This is a genomic window from Pseudomonas sp. HMSC067G02 (assembly GCF_001813485.1).
GTDB classification, from domain to species: domain Bacteria; phylum Pseudomonadota; class Gammaproteobacteria; order Pseudomonadales; family Pseudomonadaceae; genus Pseudomonas; species Pseudomonas aeruginosa.
In genome coordinates this window covers 232,716-249,836 of the sequence record NZ_KV812700.1, presented here as the reverse complement: position 1 = coordinate 249,836, position 17,121 = coordinate 232,716, and the positions used below count along the sequence as shown (strand labels likewise).

The following is a 17,121-nucleotide window of genomic DNA, read 5'->3' as shown; positions in this document are numbered from 1 at the left end:
AACCGAATCCGCTCGGGACGCCTGCGATTCGGCTCTCCGGCCCGCCATTGTCGCATTCGCGCAGCGAAGAACGGCCAGTCTGGTCCGGCCTGTAAACAAGTGCAAAATTTTACTTCATGGTCGGCTTGGCACTCCGAGCCGGCTCGTCCATGCTGGAGCACAACTTTCCCATGGATACCATTGCCATGAAGTTCCTGCTGCCCCTGCTGCTGTTATTCCCGCTTTCCGCTCTCGCCGACGACAAGGACTACGACCAATGCATACTCGACTACCAACGCACGGCGAAGAGCGGGGTGGCGGTTCACTTCATCACCCAGGCCTGCGACAAGTTGTATAACGACGGCTCCTTCCTGCTGTCGCGGGAAAAGGCTTATTACGAGTGTCTGCTGGAGAACCTGCCGGGGGTGGAGAACAACCTGGCGGCGCAGAAGATCAGGAGCGCTTGCGAATCGAAGTCGCAGAATTGATCTGGCGAGGAGGGGAGCGAAAGTAGCCAGTGGGGTTTCCGACGGCATCGGCAGGATGCCGTCGGGAAAACCGGCTTAGCGTTGCAGCCAGGATTCGACGGTTTCGGAACCGTACTGTTCTTTCCAGGCTTTCAGAACCTTGTGGTTGCCGCCCTTGGTTTCGACGACTTCACCGTTGTTCGGGTTCTTGTAGACTTTCAGGGCGCGGGCACGGCGCTGCGGAGCGGCGCTGACGGTGACCGGAGCCTTGGGGTCGAGGATGGCGATGATGTTGTGCAGGGTCATGCCGTACTTGTCCATCAACGCCTGCAACTTGTCCTTGAATTCCAGTTCCTGCTTCAGGCTGCTGTCGCTTTTCAGCTTTTCCAGCAGGGCCAGTTGCTCCTGAAGTTTGCGCTCTGCCTCGCGGAACTCGGCAAGTTTGGACATTCGTTTCACTCCCGTTCTAAAAATATGGTGCTGGGTTTTGGTGCATTTATAGTGGCTTTACGGACTTTCCGTGTCCGCGGCAAAGGATAAGTCTTTATCTACTGGAAGAACAATATAGTTGCACGGTTTTATTGACTAACGGACTGTGGGGACAGCTTGCCGGATGTTTCCCGGAAGAATATGAAACCTTTATGTCCGTGGGGATAATGCTTCGTACAACCCATGGGAGAGAGATGGCAGAACGGGCCCGTTGTGTGGAAGCCCGTTTTAGAGCAGATGGCGAAGCGCCAGGGGAGAGTCGGGCGAATCAATCGCCCCGATATTCGCAACCGCTGGTGCAAGTTTCGTGGACGCGGACCTTGGAGAGTTCCGGCAACAGCGGCTTGAGTTGTTGCCAGATCCAGCGGCAGAGGTTTTCGCTGGTGGGGTTTTCCAAGCCTGGAATATCGTTCAGATAATTGTGGTCGAGTTGCTCGTAGATCGGCTTGAAGATCGCCTTGATTTCCGCGAAGTCGCGGATCCAGCCGGTATGCGGATCGACCTCGCCTTCGATGTGGATGGCGACACGGAACGAGTGGCCGTGCAGGCGCCCGCATTTGTGGCCTTCGGGGACGTGGGGCAGGCGATGGGCGGATTCGAAGGTGAATTCTTTGAAGAGTTCCACTGTAGTGCGCTCTGGATCGGGGTTATCGGACAACCGGAATGGGGGCGCCATGGTAGCAGGTTTGCGCGCCGGACCCGGTCTGCTCCGACCGGGCGGTCGTTCACCTGAGTTGCAGGCGGCGCGCCAGGCGCGCCAGGTTGGCGCGATCCAGGCCCAGCTCGCGTGCAGCCGAGGCCCAGCTTCCCTGGTGACGGGCCAGGCAGTCCTGGATCAGGTGGCGTTGGTAGGCGTCGGTGGCCGCGCGCAACGAGTGACCGGTCGTTGGCGCGGCGGGCGCGGGCTCGACCACGCTGCGAGGTGGCGCGGGGGTTTCCGCGGGCAGGTCGAGATCCTGCCGATGCAGGGTGACGATCCGCGACCACTCCGGATTGTGGCCGAGGGCCTTGAGCGAGGCGCGGCCGACCAGGTGCTCGAGTTCGCGCACGTTGCCCGGCCAGCGATAGTCGAGGAGCGCGGCCTGGGCCTCGTGGTCCAGGCGCAGGCTGCGCAGTCCCAGGCGCGGTCGGTTTTCCTCGAGGAAGTAGCCGGCCAGCAGGAGGATATCGCGGCCGCGCTCGCGCAGCGGCGGCACGCGCAAGGGATAGACGCTGAGGCGATGGTAGAGATCGGCGCGGAAGCGCCCGGCACGTACTTCCTCGGCCAGGTCGCGGTTGGTGGCTGCGATCAGGCGTACGTCGACGCGGTGCTCGCGATCGGAGCCGACCCGCTGCAACTGCCCGCTCTGCAGCACGCGGAGCAGCTTGGCCTGCACCGCCAGCGGCAACTCGCCGACCTCGTCGAGGAACAGGCTGCCGCCGTCGGCCAGTTCGAACTTGCCGCGCCGTTCGTTGACCGCGCCGGAGAAGGCGCCGCGCACATGGCCGAACAATTCGCTTTCCACCAGGGTCTCGGGCAGCGCGGCGCAGTTGAGACTGATCATCGGCTTGCCGCTGCGCATGGAATGCCGGTGGATGGATTGCGCCACCAGTTCCTTGCCGACCCCGGTCTCGCCGGTGATCAGTACGCTCAGGTCGCTGTTGGCGACCAGGCGGATTTCTTCCAGCAGCGCCTTGTGCGCGGCGCTCTGGCCGATCATTTCCCGTGGCCGCTCGCCAGCGGCTTCGAGATAGGCCTCGGCGCGCTGGTGCTCGTCCTCGGCGCGGCGGGTCAGGTCGCGCATCCGCTCGCTGGCCTTGACCGTGGCGGCGGCGAGGCTGGCGAAGGCCTCCAGGGTATCCAGGTCGGCGCTGGCGAAGCGCGACGGATCGAGGGTATCCAGGGTCAGCAAGCCCCAGGGCTGGTCGTCGAGGTACAGCGGACAGCCCAGGCAATCATGGATTTCCAGGTGGCCGTGGAGGCCTTCCACCAGACCGTCGTAGGGATCGGGCAGGCCGCAGTCGGCGGGGAAGCGGGTCGGCCCGCGGCGCTCCAGGAGAGCCTCGAGGCGCGGATGTTCGCCGACCCGGAAGCGCCGGCCGAGGGTGTCCGGGCTGAGGCCGTCCACCGCCAGCGGGATCAGGTATTCGCCGTCCAGGCGCAGCAGCGCGGTGGCGTCGCAGGGCAGCAGGTCGCGCAGGGCCTGGAGCAGGCGGCGGTAGCGTTCGTCTTCCGGCAGGTCGCGGGACAGGTCGGCAACCAGCGGGATCAGGGTGGCAAGCAAGGGATTGGTGGTCATTTCGACCTCTTTGCAGTCCTAATGACTCTGAATGGTTGCAGTCATTATGACCTATGCCGGCCTGCAAGGCCCGTGAATTCTGGTAGTTTGCCTTGGCACGCTTCCTGAAATGCTTCGAGGTGAAACAAAACCTTGCATGCGTCAGGAGTCATCTATGTTGTCCAATGCCCAACGTGCCCTCATCAAAGCCACCGTACCGCTGTTGGAGACCGGCGGTGAAGCGCTGATCACCCATTTCTACCGCACCATGCTCGGCGAGTACCCCGAGGTTCGCCCGCTGTTCAACCAGGCCCACCAGGCCAGCGGCGACCAGCCGCGGGCGCTGGCCAATGGCGTGCTGATGTACGCCAGGCACATCGACCAGTTGCAGGAACTCGGCCCGCTGGTGGCCAAGGTGGTGAACAAGCATGTCTCCCTGCAGGTGTTGCCCGAACACTATCCGATCGTCGGCACTTGCCTGTTGCGGGCGATCCGCGAGGTCCTCGGCGAACAGATCGCCACCGACGAAGTCCTCGAAGCCTGGGGCGCGGCCTACCAGCAACTGGCCGACCTGCTGATCGAGGCCGAGGAGTCGGTGTATGCCGCCAGCGCCCAGGCCGATGGCGGCTGGCGCGGCGTGCGGCGCTTTCACGTGGCACGCAAGCAGGCGGAGAGCGAGGAAATCACCTCGTTCTACCTGGAGCCGGTGGACGGCCAGCCGCTGCTGGCGTTCCAGCCGGGACAGTACATCGGCCTGCGGCTGGACATCGACGGCGAGGAAGTGCGCCGCAACTATTCGCTTTCCGCTGCCAGCAACGGCCGCGAATACCGCATCAGCGTCAAGCGCGAGGCGGGTGGACGGGTCTCCAATCACCTGCATGACCGGGTCGCCGAGGGCGACGAGCTGGATCTGTTTCCGCCGGCTGGCGATTTCGTCCTGCGTGACAGCGACAAGCCGCTGGTGCTGATCACCGCCGGCGTCGGCATCACCCCGGCCCTGGCCATGTTGCAGGAAGCGCTGCCGCAGGCGCGGCCGATCCGCTTCATCCATTGCGCCCGGCATGGCGGCGTGCATGCCTTCCGCGACTGGATCGAAGACGTGTCGGCGCAGCACGAGCAGGTCGAGCACTTCTTCTGCTATAGCGAACCGCGCGCCGGCGACAGTGCCGACGCCGAGGGATTGCTGAGCCGCGAGAAACTGGCCGACTGGTTGCCGCAGGAGCGCGACCTGGACGCCTACTTCCTCGGACCCCGGCCTTTCATGGCGCAGGTCAAGCGCCACCTGGCCGACCTCGGCGTACCCTCGCAGCAATGCCACTACGAGTTCTTCGGTCCGGCCGCCGCGCTGGACGCCTGAAGCGACGGGCCGGCGCGAGGTGCGTCGGCCCTTTTCGGAAAAAGGAGATCGAGATGAACGCTCTGTTCGATTGTCCACGGCGGGTGCTGCGGATCGGTCACGGGCTGCTGGCGGCCGGCCTGGCGCTGCTCGTCGCCGGCGTGATCGCCGCCTATTTCCTCGACCGCTACCTGAACATGCCGGCGCTGGTGTTTTCCCATGCGCTGGTGATCCTCGGCCCGACCCTGTTGAAGATTGGCTACGTGATGCGCCTGAGCGCGCTGTTCCGCATGCGTCGACCCGGTTGGGAGGTCTGCTGTGCAAGTGCTTGATCGTTCCAGGCTGATGGCCATACCGCCGATCTGGCGCCTGGGCTTCCGCCCGTTCTTCCTCGGCGGCGCGCTGTTCGCGGTGCTCGCCATCGCGCTCTGGCTGGCGGCGCTGGCCGGGCTCTGGAGCGGCTGGCAACCGGTCGGAGGCTGGCTGGCCTGGCATCGTCACGAAATGCTCTTCGGTTTCGGTGTGGCGATCATCGCCGGCTTCCTGTTGACCGCCGTGCAGACCTGGACCGGCGTACCCGGCCTGCAGGGCAAACCCCTGGCCCTGCTCGCCGGGCTCTGGCTGGCGGCGCGCCTGGCCTGGCTATTCGATGCGCCGCTGGCGCTGCTGCTGGTGCTGCAACTGAGCTTCCTGCCGCTATTGGCCTGGGCTATCGGTCGCAGCCTGTGGCGGGTGCGGCAGAGGCGCAATTACCCGGTGGTGGGCCTGTTGCTGCTGTTGACCCTGGCCGACGCCCTGGTCCTGCTCGGCCTGTTCGAGGGCAACGACGACTGGCAACGGCGTGCCTCCATCGCCGCGCTATGGCTGATCGCCGGAATGATGAACCTGATCGGCGGGCGGGTGATCCCGTTCTTCACCCAGCGCGGTCTCGGCCGTCAGCAGCAGGTGCCGGCGATCGCCTGGCTGGACAATGGCATCCTGCTGGGCTGCGTGCTGGTGGCGCTGCTCACCGCCGCGGGCGTCACGGCGCAGCCGACGCCCTGGCTTGCAGGACTGTTCGCCGCCCTCGGCGGTGCGCAACTGTGGCGCCTGTGGCGTTGGCGCGATCGCGGCATCTGGCAGGTGCCGTTGCTCTGGTCACTGCACCTGGCGTATTTCTGGATCGCCGTGGCGCCGCTCGGCATGGCGCTCTGGAGCCTGGGCCTGGCGCTGGCGCCGAGCCAGGCGCTGCACGCGCTGGCGGTGGGCGGCATGGGCGGGTTGATCCTGGCGATGCTGGCACGGGTCACTCTCGGCCATACCGGTCGCGCGCTGCAACCGCCGGCAGCGATGCCCTGGGCTTTCGCCCTGCTCAATCTCGGCTGCGCGGCGCGGGTGTTCCTGCCCAGCCTGTTGCCGGCGAACTGGGCGCTGCCCCTGGCAGGCGGACTGTGGGCGATGGCGTTCCTGCTATTCGCCTGGTGCTACGCGCCGATGCTGTGTCGTCCGCGGGTCGACGGCCATCCCGGTTGATCAGGGGGCTTGCCGCAGACGCCGCAGCTCCTGGTTCAGCCAGTCGGCGGAGTTGCGCGTCTGCCCGGCGCAGCGCACCTGGTAGGGCTTGCCGCTGAGGCTGCTCTGGGTCGCGGCGCGCTCGATGAAGTCCTCGCTGCTGGCGACCAGATCCTTGCGCTCCAGGTAGTCGAGCTTCTTCTGCAGGTGGGCGCGGGCTTCCGCGGCCGGGTATTCGCTGCCGTTGCGGATGAAGGTGCAGCCGCTGTCTTCAACAAAGCTCAGCAAGCGGCCGATCTCCTGGCTCGCCTGCGGGGAGGGCGCGGCCAGCGCCGGCAGGCTCGAGGCCAGCAGCCAACAGGCGGCGCAGGTAGTCCGCCAGGTAATCGTGAAAGCGCGCATCGTTCCAGTACTCCATGTGGCTCAACGGGGTGTGCCGCTTGTACCAGGGACCGACCGGCAGGGCGAGGTCCTCGTGGACGACCGCGGTGTAGTTCTGCAACGGCCGCAGCGGATACCCGAGCGGATCGGCCGGCGCGTAGACGTTCAGCCAGCGTGCCTGCTGGCGGATGGCCGGGGGCAGGCAGTGGCCGGGAAAGCGGATCGGACAGACCTTCTCGTAGGCGAAGGTGAACAGCGGGATGTTGCAACCGAAGGTGACCAGCCCGGCCAGGGTTTCCAGGCCGAGGAAGGGGTCGATCGAGCAACTCGGCGTGCGGTTGAGTTTCTGCTGGTCCCAGATGAAGTTGGATACGATGTGCCCGCCCAGGGAGTGGGCGAGGATCACCAGCGGCGTCTGCGGCCCGACCTTCGCGCGCAGGGCCATGATCCCGCTGCGCACGTGCTGGTGGACCTGCTGGTAGGTGGTGTCGTAGGCGGCGCTGACCTTGCGGTAGCCGCTGGCGTCGCCGAGGAACAGCGTCACCGCCCGGCGCAGCCAGCGCCAGCCCAGCGGCTCGCGCTCGATGCGCTTGAGGTAGTCCAGCTCGCGGGCGTCCAGCACGCTGGCCCAGTACAGGCTCTGGAAGGCCACCTCGCCGGCTTCCGCGCCGAGACGTCGGCGCAGCGCCGCCACCAGTTCGCGGGCGTAGCTGTGCAGACCGTCCTCGTCGCGGCTATCGGGCTGGTCGCCGATGCCGTGGATCAGCGCTACGGCCAGTTTCATGCAGGATCCTTCTCGTCGGTGGCGGCTCAGTCCAGCGCTTGCAGGCGTTCGCCGAGCCGGCCGCCGTCGACCAGTTCGAGGAATTCGTCGCCGAGCCTGCGGCTTTCCGCCATCGCCTGGCGCCAGTAGCGCTCGCGGCCGTCGTCGTCGCCGAGGTAGCGGGTGAAGTCCTTGCGGTCCGGCAGCTTGGCGTGCGGCAGGCGCGCCAGGTACTCGCGCGACGGCGCCAGCAGCAGCACGTCCTGCAGGCGCCCGGCGTCGCCACGGCGCCAGGGCAAGCCCTTGTCGAACCAGCCGGGGATCACCTTGTCGGTGAAGTGCGGGTAGAGCACCACGCCGCGGTCCTCGTAGGGCAGGTCGAGATGGTAGTCGAGCAGGCCGCCGTCGCGGTAGGTGCCGGGGCCGGCGCCAGGCAGGTCGCGGACGCCTTCCATGACCATCGGGATCGAGCCGGAGGCGAGCAGCGCCTGGCGCAGGTTGCCGCCGTCCAGGTGCAGGTAGCGCGACGGGAAGTCGGTCAGCGTGGCCAGCGGCGGCGCCTGGCGGGCGTCATGCAGGATCACCCGTTCGAAGTGGCGGTGCAGGTGGCGGCGGCCGATCAGGTTGTCGCGGATCACCGAGGACAGCCCCAGGCCGAGGCTGGCCTTGTGGTCGTGGGCGAGGCGCCCGTGGCTCTTCACCACCACCACGTTGAGGCGGTACAGCGGGTTGTCGAGGATCCGCGCGTCCTGGCCGGCGAGCAGGTCGTCGAGCATCGCCGCGCACTTGCGCGAGACTTCGGCGATGCTCACGCCTTTGGGAAAACGCTGCCGGGTGTACAGCTCGCCGAGGCGGGTGAGGCCGGCCACGGCGTCGGGCAGGCAGGCGCTGGCGAAGCGCCAGGAACCGATGGAGGCGCCGATCAGCGAGCGTTCGCGCGGGGCGCGCGGCAGCCACTCGCCGAAGATCGCCAGGTCCAGTCCCTGGATGCCCAGCGCCTTTGGCCCGCCGGCGGCACCGGGGACGATGCCGACGTCGGTCGGCTGCAGGCCGCGCTCGCGGATGCGGGCGAGGGCGCGGCGACCGGCCTTGAGGGTCAGTGCGGGGGACTTGATCTGGATGGCTGGCATGCTGGTCTTCTCCCTTGCGGACCGGCGATTATAGGACGAGTTGTCGCAGGACCAAGCGCTTTCGAACGCCGGCGAGCCCCATCGCAGAGGCTTTCCGTTACCCTATGGCGCGCCCCGGCCATGTCCTTGCGGCAAATTCAGCTTCAATTAAGAGCGCCCGGTTAATCTGCAAACCGTCGAAAGCAACACGATTGATTCCCACGGAGAGATTCCCATGAAGAAACTGACTGCCCTGTTCGCCGCCACCGCCATCGCCCTGACTGCCGGCCTGGCCCAGGCCCGCGACCTCGGCCCGGACGAGGCGCTGAAGCTGCGTGACGCCGGGACCATCAAGTCCTTCGAAGAGCTGAACAAGAACGCCATCGCCAAGCATCCCGGCTCGAGCGTCCACGATACCGAGCTGGAAGAGGAATACGGCCGCTACATCTACCAGGTCGAGTTGCGCGACCCGCAGGGCGTGAAGTGGGACCTGGAGCTGGATGCCGCTACCGGCGCCGTGCTCAAGGACCACCAGGACGACTGATGAAGTGGCTCATGCGCTACGCCGGGATCGTCGCACTGGTCCTGGCGGTCATCAGCCTCGAGGCGATGGCGCGCGACCTGGACCAGGACGAGGTCCTGCGCCTGCGCCAGGACGGTGTGATACAGCCGCTCGAATCCCTCATGCAGGAAGCCCTGGGGCGTTACCCCGGGGCGCGCCTGCTGGAGGTCGAGCTGGAAGAGGAAGACGACGTCTATGTCTACGAGGTGGAACTGCTCACCCGCGACGGCGTCGTGCGTGAACTGGAACTGGATGCCCGCAACGGCCGCATCCTGAAGGACGAGGAAGACGACTGATGCGGTTGCTGCTGGTTGAGGATCACGTTCCCCTGGCCGACGAACTGATGGCCAGCCTGACCCGCCAGGGCTACGCGGTGGACTGGCTGGCCGACGGCCGCGACGCGGCGGTGCAGGGCGCCAGCGAGCCCTACGACCTGATCATCCTCGACCTCGGCCTGCCCGGGCGCCCCGGCCTGGAGATACTCCAGGAGTGGCGTGGGCTGGGACTCGCGACTCCGGTGCTGATCCTCACCGCGCGCGGTTCCTGGGCCGAACGCATCGATGGCCTCAAGGCCGGTGCCGACGACTACCTGACCAAGCCGTTCCATCCGGAAGAGTTGGCCTTGCGCATCCAGGCCCTGTTGCGCCGCGCCCATGGGCTGGCCAACCAGAGCCAGCTGGAGGCCGCTGGGCTGCGCCTGGACGAGCAGCGCCAGTGCGTGTGCCTGAACGGCGCCGACGTCGACCTGACCGCCGCCGAATTCCGCCTGCTGCGCTATTTCATGCTGCACCCCGGCCAGGTCCTGTCCAAGGGGCACCTGGCCGAGCATCTGTACGACGGCGAGACCGAACGCGATTCCAATGTCATCGAGGTCCACGTCAACCACTTGCGGCGCAAGCTCGGCCGCGAGGTGATCGAGACCCGCCGTGGCCAGGGCTACCGCTACGCCGGGGTGGCCGCCGGATGAGGTCGATCCAGCGGCGCCTGAGCGTCGGCCTGTTCGCGGTGCTGCTGGTGGTCGGGCTGGTCCTCGCGCAGACCGGCCTGTGGCTGTTCGACCAGGGCCTGCGGCGCTATTTCGCCGGCAACCTGCGCGAGGAGGCGGAGAACCTGCTGGTGGCCATGGTGCGCGGGCCGAACGGCATGCAACTGGACGAGCAACGCCTCAACCCGGCGTTCCAGCGCCCGTATTCCGGGCGCTATTTCGTCATCGAGCTGGAAAAGGACACCTGGCGCTCACGCTCCCTGTGGGACAGCGAGCTGGAGGTGCCGCACAAGAAAGGGCTGGTGCAGGGCCTGGTCGATGGGCCCGAGGAGCAGCGACTGCTGGTGTTCCGCGGCCACTACAAGCGCATGGGCCAGAAGCTGCGGATCGTGGTGGCGCAGGACTATACGCCGATCCTGGAAAGCTTCGCCCGCGTGCAGTGGATGGGTCTGGGCGCCGGCGCCCTGGCGCTGCTCCTGGTATTGCTGTTGCAGCGCCTGACCGTGCGTCGTTCGCTGCGTCCGCTGGAGGAGGTGCGCCTGCAGATCGCCCAGCTGCAGCAGGGCCAGCGTAGCCAACTGGACAACCAGGCTCCCGAGGAGCTGGAGCCGCTGGTGGAGCAGATCAACCACCTGCTGGCGCACACCGAGGAGACCCTGAAGCGTTCGCGCAACGCCCTGGGCAACCTCGGTCACGCCCTGAAGACGCCGCTGGCGGTGCTGGTCAGCCTCGCCGAGCGCGAGGAGATGGCGCGCCAGCCGGAGTTGCAACAGGTCCTGCGCGAACAGCTGGAACAGATCCAGCAGCGCCTCGGTCGCGAGTTGGGCAAGGCGCGCCTGGTCGGCGAAGCGCTGCCTGGCGCACATTTCGATTGCGCCGAGGAGTTGCCGTCGCTGTGCGACACCCTGCGCCTGATCCACGGCCCGCACCTGCGGGTGAGCTGGAGCGCGCCACCGGGGCTGCGCCTGCCATGGGACCGCGAGGACCTGCTGGAGATGCTCGGCAATCTGCTGGACAACGCCTGCAAGTGGGCCGATAGCGAAGTCCGCCTGACTGTCGCGCAGGGCGAGGGCATGGTCCGCCTGAAGGTCGACGATGACGGCCCCGGCATCCTCCCCGACCAGCGCCAGGCGGTGCTCGAGCGGGGTACCCGGCTCGACGAACAGGTCAGCGGCCATGGCCTGGGCCTGGGCATCGCGCGCGACATCGCCGAGGCCTGCGGTGGCCGCCTGAGTCTCGAAGACAGCCCGCTGGGCGGCCTGCGAGTGAGCATCGAGTTGTCGTTGCAGAAGAGCGGCCGCGCCGCCAGGGCTTAACAGTTCTTCACCATTTGCCGACAGTCCCGGCAAGATTTCCTCCTGCGCTTTCCCTAGCATCCCGGGCTTCTTGCAAGGAGGTCTTGGACGATGAAACGGCGGACGGGTACGGGCCGCTGGCGCTGGGCGCTGATGCTGCCGGTGCTGGTGTTCCTGTTGGGCGAGTCCAGTGGACAGCGAGAGGAGGGGCGGTCGCCGCGGTTACCCGCGCAGGCTCGCTACGAGCAGGCCGTGGAAAACGCGTTGCGCAGCGAGCGCGGCGAGCCGCGACAGGCCGGGACAGCGGCAGCGAAGGTGGCCGAGACGGGAGCCCCGGCGCGTCTGCGTGGCTGGCTGCGCTCGCTGGCCCGCCTGGCGATCTGGGGGACCTACGGCCCCCCGGCGCTATTCAGGCCGTGAACGGTCAGGCCTTGAACTGTTCCATCAGGCCCTGCTGGTGGTTGGCCAGGCGGTTCAGCGACTGACTGACCTGGGCCGATTCCTCGGCCTGGCTCGACAGCGACTCGGTGACGTCGCGGATCGCCGCGACATTGCGGTTGATCTCCTCGGCTACCGAGCTCTGTTCCTCGGCGGCGCTGGCGATCTGTAGATTCATGTCGTTGATCACCGTCACCGCCTCGCCGATCCGTTGCAGCGCGGCCACCGCTTCATCCACCTGCTCGACGCTGCCTTGGGCCTGGCGATGGCTGCCGTGCATGGCGTCGACCACGTCGCGGGTGCCCTGTTGCAGGCCTTCGATCACCCCGCGGATCTGTTCCACCGAGTCCTGGGTGCGCCGGGCGAGGTTGCGCACTTCGTCGGCGACCACCGCGAAGCCGCGGCCGGCGTCGCCGGCGCGGGCCGCCTCGATGGCCGCGTTGAGCGCCAGCAGGTTGGTCTGCTCGGCGATGGCGCGGATCACTTCCAGCACCGAACCGATTTCCTCGCTGCTGCTGGCCAGTTGCTCGACCTGGCCCATGGCGCTGGTCAGGTTGGCGGCCAGGCTGTCGATGCCCTGGGTGGTGCGGTCGATCAGCGCCAGGCCGTCGCGGGTCGCCTGGTCGGCACCGCGCGCGGCGTCGGCGGCCTGGGCGGCGCTACGGGCGACGTCCTGGGCAGTGGCGGTCATCTCGTGGGATGCGGTGGCGACCTGGTCGATCTCGCGGAACTGCTGCTGCATGCCGGCGCTGGTCTGGCTGGAAATCGCCGCCGACTGGTCGGCGGTACTGCGCGCATCGCGCACCGAGACCTTCACGTCGCGGATGATCGGCTGCAGCTTGTCGAGGAAACGGTTGAACCAACCGGCCAGTTCGCCCAGCTCGTCGCGCCCGGTGTGCGGCAGACGCTGGGTCAGGTCGCCTTCGCCGCTGGCGATGTCGCGCAGCATGTGGGCGACGCCGAGGATCGGCCGGGTTACGCCGCGGGCGGTCAGCCACAGCACCAGCAGGCCGAGCACCGCGGCGCCGAGGCCGAGGCCCAGTTCGACCCAGGTGCCTTCGCGGCGCATGTCGTCCAGTTGCCGCTCCAGCGCCAGGGCCGGGCCGAGCAGGGCGCTCTTCGGCACTTCGAGGAGCACGCCCCAGGGCTTGGCGCCGGGAATCGGCTGCAACGGTTGCAGCACCTTGAGGTCGTCGTTCTCGTTGAACAATTGGCTCTTGCCGGCGGCCAGCAGTTGCAGGAGTTCGCCGGCGTGCTGCGGATCCGCCTTGGCCAGGTTCTTGCCGAGCAGGCCGGCGTCGCGGCTGTTGCCGGCGAACAGCCCGGCCGGGCTGAGGATGCCGACCTGGCCAACGCCGTCGTAGAGTTCGCGGTTGCCCTGTTCGCTGAGCGCCTGCAGATTGCTCAGGTTGATGTCCAGGCCCATCACGCCGATCACCTTGCCATCCAGTTCGAGGGGGAAGGCGATGCTGGTCATCAGCAGTTGGCGCTCGCCGACCTTGTCGAAGTAGGGATCGAGCACGCAGGGTTGAGCGCTTTCCTTCGGGCAGGTGTACCAGGCGTTGTAGGCCGCGCCGCTGGGCCCGCTGCTGGTGTCGGCGAGTTCGGACTCGACCATCGACTCGGACTCCAGCTGTCCCGGCGTGGCCTGCGCCCAGTACAGGGAGAAGCGTCCCTTGTCGTTGCTGCCCAGGGCGGGCTGGTCGACGAACAGTTCGTCCTTGCCGTCCAGTGCGTTGGGTTCGAAGACCACGTACAGGCCGAGCACCTCGGGATTGGCGGCGAGCGCGGTGCGCACCTGGCGGGTCAGGTCTTCGCGCAGGTCGTAGGCGTCGAGGAAGCGCTTCTGCGCCTGGTCGCGGAGGAACAGGATCTGCCGGGAGAAACCCTTGCCGTACTGGAAGGCATCCATGAAATAGCGCTGGATGCGCAACGCCTGCAATTCCCCGCGGGCTTCCAGGCGCAGGCGCGCCGATTCGTCGAGCATCTGCGTACTGGCGCCTTTCACCAGTACGCTGCTGTGCTGCATGCGGTAGACCGAAAGGCCGACCAGCAAGGCGACCACGCCGAGCAGGCAGAGGCCTGCCAGCAGGGTGATCTTCCATTGGATGGACAGGCGGCGAAGGAACATGGGAGGGGTCCTTGTACGAAGAAACTGCGGGGGCCCAAGGCTTATCGGCAGGGCTCGCCCATTCTTGACGACGGTTCGTTCGCTGGCGCCGGATTGCCGTCGTGCGGCGAATCGCACGCAAGAACCGTGCACAACGGTTTATAGCCAGGCGACATTCGCCCATGCGCGGCTTTGACAGGCGGGGATGGCTGTAGCAGAGTACGCCCCTTTTTTCGGTCGCAGGCGGCCGGGTTCGTTTCATTTGCAAGGAGTTCAACGATGAACGCAGTGGTGCTGGCGGTCGCACTGATGCTCGTCCTCAGCCTTTGCCGTGTGCATGTCGTGCTGGCGCTGATCATCGGCGCGGTGGTCGGCGGACTGTTCGGTGGCCTAGGCCTGGAGGGGACTCTCAAGGCCTTCAACGGCGGCCTCGGCGGCGGCGCCACGGTGGCCCTGTCGTACGCCATGCTCGGCGCCTTCGCCGTGGCCATCGCTCGCTCCGGCGTGGCCCATGCGCTGGCCGACAAGGTCCTGGCGCTGCTCGGCCGGCACGACGAGCAGGGCAAGGGCGCCGGTGCGTTCAAGTGGATCCTGGTCGGCCTGCTGCTCTGCGTGGCGGTATCCTCGCAGAATATCCTGCCGATCCACATCGCCTTCATCCCGCTGCTGGTGCCGCCGCTGCTCTATGTGCTGAGCAAGCTGCAGATCGACCGGCGATTGATCGCCTGCGTCATCACCTTCGGCCTGATCACCCCGTACATGTTCCTGCCGGTGGGCTTCGGCAACATCTTCCTCAATGAAATCCTGCTGGCCAACGTGGCGCGCAACGGCGTCGACGTCAGCGGGATCAACGTCACCCACGCCATGTTCATCCCGGCCCTGGGCATGCTCGCCGGGTTGCTCATCGCGGTGCTGTTCAGCTACCGCCGCAAGCGCGTCTACGACTTGCAGCGGATCGAGCAGGCCGAACGCGTCGATGTCAGCTATAGCCCGAAAAGCCTGGCGGTGGCCGGGGTCTCCATCGTCGCCGCGTTCGTCGTGCAGCTGTGGCTGGACTCGATGATCATCGGCGCGCTGGTCGGTTTCGTGGTCTTCTCGCTGTCCGGCGTGGTGCGCTGGAAGGAGACCGACGACCTGTTCACCGAAGGCATGAAGATGATGGCCACCATCGGTTTCATCATGATCGCCGCGGCCGGTTTCGCCGAGGTGATGAAGGCCACCGGCGAGGTGCAGAGCCTGGTCGACGCCTCGGTGGCCTGGATCGGCAACAGCAAGGCGGTCGGCGCCATGCTGATGCTGCTGGTCGGCCTGCTGGTCACCATGGGCATCGGCTCGTCGTTCTCCACCGTGCCGATCATCGCCGCGATCTTCGTCCCGCTGGCGGTGCAACTGGGCTTCAGCCCGCTGGCCATCGTCAGCATCGTCGGCACCGCCGGCGCGCTGGGGGATGCAGGTTCTCCGGCGTCGGACTCGACCCTCGGGCCGACCTCCGGGCTCAACGTCGACGGCCAGCACAATCACATCTGGGACACCGTGGTGCCGACCTTCCTGCACTACAACCTGCCGTTGCTGGTGTTCGGCTGGGCCGCCGCGATGTTGCTCTGAGTCCCATTTCGGGCGGTCGCCTGACGGAATGTCGGGCCGGCCGCTTAAGCTTCCGACGGGATTGCCGATGAAACGGGAATCCCGTTTTTTATTGGGCGTCATGCTAGGAGTTGATGATGCGTCTGACCCTGAAATCCAAAGTCCTCCTGCTGGCCATGGTGCCGGTGCTGCTCTTCGCCCTGGTGCTCAGCGGCGGAGCGGTGCTGATCCTGAAAAAACAGGCTGATACCGAAGTCAAGGATACCCGCGAGCGCCTGCTCGGCGACCGTCGTGCCGAACTCGAGCACTATGTGCAGATCGCCATGGGCAGTATCCAGGCCGAGTACGACCGCTCGGCCAACGGCGACCTGAACGCCCGCGCCGAGGCCATTGCGCGCCTGTCGAAGGTCAAGTACGGCAAGGACGGCTATATCTTCGGCTACGACTCCCAGGTGGTGCGCCTGTTCCGTGGCGACAGCCCGGTGGACGTCGGCAAGAGCTTCCGCGACCGCCGCGATCCCAGCGGCGTCTACCTCAACCGCGAACTGGTGGAGGCAGGCAAGAACGGCAGCCACTACGTGACCTATACCTCGCCGCTGCCAGGTAACGAAAGCGTCATGGTGCCGAAGCTGTCGTACACCCTGTACCTGCCGAAGTGGGACATGGTGATCGGCTCGGCGATCAACCTCGACGGCGTCGAGGCCCAACTGGTGGAGATCAAGCAAGCCATCGACGAGCGTATCGGCACCCTGATCGCCAGCATCGTGGCGATCGCCGGGGTCCTCCTGGTGGTCCTGCTGGTGATCGGCCTGGCGGTGGCCAACGCGATGCTGCGTCCGCTGCACCAGATCCGCCAGAACCTCGACGACATCGCCGCCGGCGAGGGCGACCTGACCCGCCGCCTGCCGGTGACCAGCCACGACGAGCTGGGCGAGCTGGCCGGTTCCTTCAACCGCTTCGTCGAGAAGATCCACGGTCTGGTGCGGCAGATCGCCGGGATGACCGGCGACCTCAAGCAACTGGTGGAGCAGATGTCGGCCCAGGCCGAGCGTTCCGAGCAGGCCATGGAGCGCCAGCGCCACGAGACCGATCAGGTCGCCACCGCGATCAACGAGATGTCCGCCGCCGCCCATGAAGTGGCGCAGAGCGCCCAGCGCGCCGCCGAGGCCGCGCAGCAGACCGACCACGAAGGCCAGGCGGCCAAGCGCGTGGTGGACGGCAGCATCGAGCGCATCCACGCGCTGGTGGACGAGATCCGCGACAGCGGTTCCTCGCTGGACAGCCTGCAACAGGACGTGCAGTCGATCGTCAGCGTGCTCGGGGTGATCCGCTCCATTGCCGAACAGACTAACCTGCTGGCGCTCAACGCGGCCATCGAGGCGGCCCGTGCCGGCGAGGCCGGACGTGGCTTCGCGGTGGTCGCCGACGAAGTGCGGGCGCTGGCCAGCCGCACCCAGCAGAGCACCCAGGAAATCCAGGGCATGATCGATCGCCTGCAGCAGGGCACCAACGCCGCGGTCGACGCCATGCGCCGTTCCGGCGAGGCCGGCGAGGGCACCAGCAACCAGGCCAACCAGGCCGGCGATTCGCTGGACGCCATCGCCCAGTTGATTGCCACCATCAACGCGATGAACGCGCAGATCGCCAGCGCCGCCGAGGAACAGACCGCGGTGGCCGAGGAGATCAACCGCAGCGTGCACCAGATCGCCGGCGCGGTGGACAGCGTCGCCGACGAGGCCCAGCAGGGCGCGCAGACCGCCCGCAGCCTGGCGCAACTGGGCCAGGGCCTGGGCCGGCTGGTCGGTCAGTTCCGCATCTGACCCTTTCCCCGCGCGACCGCTGCCGGCAAAAGAGCCAGCCGGCAGTGGTGCGCC

The 17,121-nt window shown here is 66.9% G+C and carries 17 protein-coding genes and 2 pseudogenes; 11 read left to right on the top strand and 8 right to left on the bottom strand.

Annotation, left to right across the window (positions count from 1 at the left end; genetic code table 11):
• The first annotated feature begins 170 nt into the window (after positions 1 to 170).
• Entirely contained in the window at positions 171 to 467 is a 297-nt protein-coding gene (locus HMPREF2914_RS22270) for a VF_A0006 family four-cysteine protein (protein ID WP_003097713.1), read from the top strand.
• 75 nt (positions 468 to 542) lie between these two features.
• Here the strand turns inward: HMPREF2914_RS22270 and mvaU are convergent, their stop codons facing one another.
• The 3 genes from mvaU to norR all read right to left on the bottom strand — a co-directional run bounded on the left by mvaU (position 543) and on the right by norR (position 3,214).
• Positions 543 to 896: a histone-like nucleoid-structuring protein MvaU gene (gene mvaU, locus HMPREF2914_RS22265; RefSeq protein ID WP_003090506.1), complete on the bottom strand. Its 354-nt coding sequence runs from the start codon at positions 894 to 896 to the stop codon at positions 543 to 545.
• Positions 897 to 1,203: 307 nt separating this feature from the next.
• Complete coding sequence (gene queD / locus HMPREF2914_RS22260; protein ID WP_003090505.1) at positions 1,204 to 1,560, bottom strand: 6-carboxytetrahydropterin synthase QueD; 357 nt, start codon at positions 1,558 to 1,560, stop codon at positions 1,204 to 1,206.
• Positions 1,561 to 1,660: 100 nt separating this feature from the next.
• A complete protein-coding gene (norR, locus tag HMPREF2914_RS22255; protein ID WP_023091669.1) occupies positions 1,661 to 3,214 on the bottom strand; it encodes a nitric oxide reductase transcriptional regulator NorR in 1,554 nt (517 codons plus the stop codon).
• 154 nt (positions 3,215 to 3,368) lie between these two features.
• Here norR and hmpA point away from each other — a divergent pair, with 154 nt between their 5' ends.
• Genes hmpA through HMPREF2914_RS22240 form a run of 3 tightly spaced genes read left to right on the top strand, consistent with a single transcriptional unit; the run spans position 3,369 to position 6,041 of the window.
• The gene (gene hmpA, locus HMPREF2914_RS22250) at positions 3,369 to 4,550 is read left to right on the top strand and encodes an NO-inducible flavohemoprotein (protein WP_023091670.1); all 1,182 of its coding nucleotides are present in this window, start codon (positions 3,369 to 3,371) and stop codon (positions 4,548 to 4,550) included.
• A 53-nt stretch (positions 4,551 to 4,603) separates the two neighbouring features.
• Complete coding sequence (gene ppyR, locus HMPREF2914_RS22245; RefSeq protein WP_003090502.1) at positions 4,604 to 4,861, top strand: psl/pyoverdine operon transcriptional regulator PpyR; 258 nt, start codon at positions 4,604 to 4,606, stop codon at positions 4,859 to 4,861.
• Positions 4,848 to 6,041: an NnrS family protein gene (locus HMPREF2914_RS22240; protein ID WP_023091671.1), complete on the top strand. Its 1,194-nt coding sequence runs from the start codon at positions 4,848 to 4,850 to the stop codon at positions 6,039 to 6,041. The genes ppyR and HMPREF2914_RS22240 overlap by 14 nt, the downstream gene beginning before the upstream one ends.
• Here the strand turns inward: HMPREF2914_RS22240 and HMPREF2914_RS31875 are convergent, their stop codons facing one another.
• The 3 genes from HMPREF2914_RS31875 to HMPREF2914_RS22230 are packed head-to-tail and all read right to left on the bottom strand — an operon-like array spanning position 6,042 to position 8,294.
• Complete coding sequence (locus tag HMPREF2914_RS31875; protein ID WP_003090500.1) at positions 6,042 to 6,308, bottom strand: YfeK family protein; 267 nt, start codon at positions 6,306 to 6,308, stop codon at positions 6,042 to 6,044. It abuts the gene before it with no gap.
• Entirely contained in the window at positions 6,292 to 7,185 is an 894-nt protein-coding gene (locus tag HMPREF2914_RS22235) for a hypothetical protein (protein ID WP_003090499.1), read from the bottom strand. Before HMPREF2914_RS22235 ends, HMPREF2914_RS31875 begins: the two co-directional genes overlap by 17 nt.
• Positions 7,186 to 7,211: 26 nt before the next feature.
• Positions 7,212 to 8,294 carry a patatin-like phospholipase domain-containing protein gene (locus HMPREF2914_RS22230; RefSeq protein ID WP_003090498.1) on the bottom strand — a complete coding sequence of 361 codons (1,083 nt, stop codon included), beginning with the start codon at positions 8,292 to 8,294 and terminating at the stop codon, positions 7,212 to 7,214.
• A gap of 214 nt (positions 8,295 to 8,508) precedes the next feature.
• On the opposite strand from HMPREF2914_RS22230, the gene HMPREF2914_RS22225 reads away from it, so the two are divergent.
• From HMPREF2914_RS22225 to HMPREF2914_RS22205, 5 genes are all read left to right on the top strand, one after another.
• Entirely contained in the window at positions 8,509 to 8,817 is a 309-nt protein-coding gene (locus tag HMPREF2914_RS22225) for a PepSY domain-containing protein (RefSeq protein WP_003090497.1), read from the top strand.
• Complete coding sequence (locus HMPREF2914_RS22220; RefSeq protein WP_003097704.1) at positions 8,817 to 9,131, top strand: PepSY domain-containing protein; 315 nt, start codon at positions 8,817 to 8,819, stop codon at positions 9,129 to 9,131. The genes HMPREF2914_RS22225 and HMPREF2914_RS22220 overlap by 1 nt, the downstream gene beginning before the upstream one ends.
• The gene (gene carR / locus HMPREF2914_RS22215; RefSeq protein WP_003090494.1) at positions 9,131 to 9,802 is read left to right on the top strand and encodes a two-component system response regulator CarR; all 672 of its coding nucleotides are present in this window, start codon (positions 9,131 to 9,133) and stop codon (positions 9,800 to 9,802) included. The genes HMPREF2914_RS22220 and carR overlap by 1 nt, the downstream gene beginning before the upstream one ends.
• The gene (carS, locus tag HMPREF2914_RS22210) at positions 9,799 to 11,136 is read left to right on the top strand and encodes a two-component system sensor histidine kinase CarS (protein WP_009313997.1); all 1,338 of its coding nucleotides are present in this window, start codon (positions 9,799 to 9,801) and stop codon (positions 11,134 to 11,136) included. The genes carR and carS overlap by 4 nt, the downstream gene beginning before the upstream one ends.
• Before the next feature lie 90 nt (positions 11,137 to 11,226).
• Entirely contained in the window at positions 11,227 to 11,535 is a 309-nt protein-coding gene (locus HMPREF2914_RS22205; protein ID WP_009313999.1) for a hypothetical protein, read from the top strand.
• 4 nt (positions 11,536 to 11,539) lie between these two features.
• On the opposite strand, the pseudogene HMPREF2914_RS33205 reads toward HMPREF2914_RS22205, so the two are convergent.
• Both HMPREF2914_RS33205 and HMPREF2914_RS33200 read right to left on the bottom strand, forming a co-directional pair.
• Positions 11,540 to 12,076 (bottom strand): annotated as a pseudogene (locus HMPREF2914_RS33205) (methyl-accepting chemotaxis protein); the annotation flags it as partial.
• A gap of 321 nt (positions 12,077 to 12,397) precedes the next feature.
• Positions 12,398 to 13,465: pseudogene (locus HMPREF2914_RS33200) on the bottom strand (HAMP domain-containing protein); the annotation flags it as partial.
• 477 nt (positions 13,466 to 13,942) lie between these two features.
• Here HMPREF2914_RS33200 and HMPREF2914_RS22195 point away from each other — a divergent pair.
• Together HMPREF2914_RS22195 and HMPREF2914_RS22190 are read left to right on the top strand one after the other, a co-directional pair.
• Positions 13,943 to 15,268 carry a Na+/H+ antiporter family protein gene (locus HMPREF2914_RS22195; protein ID WP_003090489.1) on the top strand — a complete coding sequence of 442 codons (1,326 nt, stop codon included), beginning with the start codon at positions 13,943 to 13,945 and terminating at the stop codon, positions 15,266 to 15,268.
• Between the two features lie 113 nt (positions 15,269 to 15,381).
• A complete protein-coding gene (locus HMPREF2914_RS22190; RefSeq protein ID WP_003138923.1) occupies positions 15,382 to 17,067 on the top strand; it encodes a methyl-accepting chemotaxis protein in 1,686 nt (561 codons plus the stop codon).
• Positions 17,068 to 17,121: the final 54 nt, after the last annotated feature.

Coding starts and splice junctions, on each gene's coding strand:
- HMPREF2914_RS22270 (WP_003097713.1), top strand. CDS start 171: ATGGATACCATTGCCATGAAGTTCCTGCTGCCCCTGCTGCTGTTATTC.
- mvaU (WP_003090506.1), bottom strand. CDS start 896: ATGTCCAAACTTGCCGAGTTCCGCGAGGCAGAGCGCAAACTTCAGGAG.
- norR (WP_023091669.1), bottom strand. CDS start 3,214: ATGACCACCAATCCCTTGCTTGCCACCCTGATCCCGCTGGTTGCCGAC.
- hmpA (WP_023091670.1), top strand. CDS start 3,369: ATGTTGTCCAATGCCCAACGTGCCCTCATCAAAGCCACCGTACCGCTG.
- ppyR (WP_003090502.1), top strand. CDS start 4,604: ATGAACGCTCTGTTCGATTGTCCACGGCGGGTGCTGCGGATCGGTCAC.
- HMPREF2914_RS22235 (WP_003090499.1), bottom strand. CDS start 7,185: ATGAAACTGGCCGTAGCGCTGATCCACGGCATCGGCGACCAGCCCGAT.
- HMPREF2914_RS22230 (WP_003090498.1), bottom strand. CDS start 8,294: ATGCCAGCCATCCAGATCAAGTCCCCCGCACTGACCCTCAAGGCCGGT.
- HMPREF2914_RS22225 (WP_003090497.1), top strand. CDS start 8,509: ATGAAGAAACTGACTGCCCTGTTCGCCGCCACCGCCATCGCCCTGACT.
- HMPREF2914_RS22220 (WP_003097704.1), top strand. CDS start 8,817: ATGAAGTGGCTCATGCGCTACGCCGGGATCGTCGCACTGGTCCTGGCG.
- carR (WP_003090494.1), top strand. CDS start 9,131: ATGCGGTTGCTGCTGGTTGAGGATCACGTTCCCCTGGCCGACGAACTG.
- carS (WP_009313997.1), top strand. CDS start 9,799: ATGAGGTCGATCCAGCGGCGCCTGAGCGTCGGCCTGTTCGCGGTGCTG.
- HMPREF2914_RS22205 (WP_009313999.1), top strand. CDS start 11,227: ATGAAACGGCGGACGGGTACGGGCCGCTGGCGCTGGGCGCTGATGCTG.
- HMPREF2914_RS22195 (WP_003090489.1), top strand. CDS start 13,943: ATGAACGCAGTGGTGCTGGCGGTCGCACTGATGCTCGTCCTCAGCCTT.
- HMPREF2914_RS22190 (WP_003138923.1), top strand. CDS start 15,382: ATGATGCGTCTGACCCTGAAATCCAAAGTCCTCCTGCTGGCCATGGTG.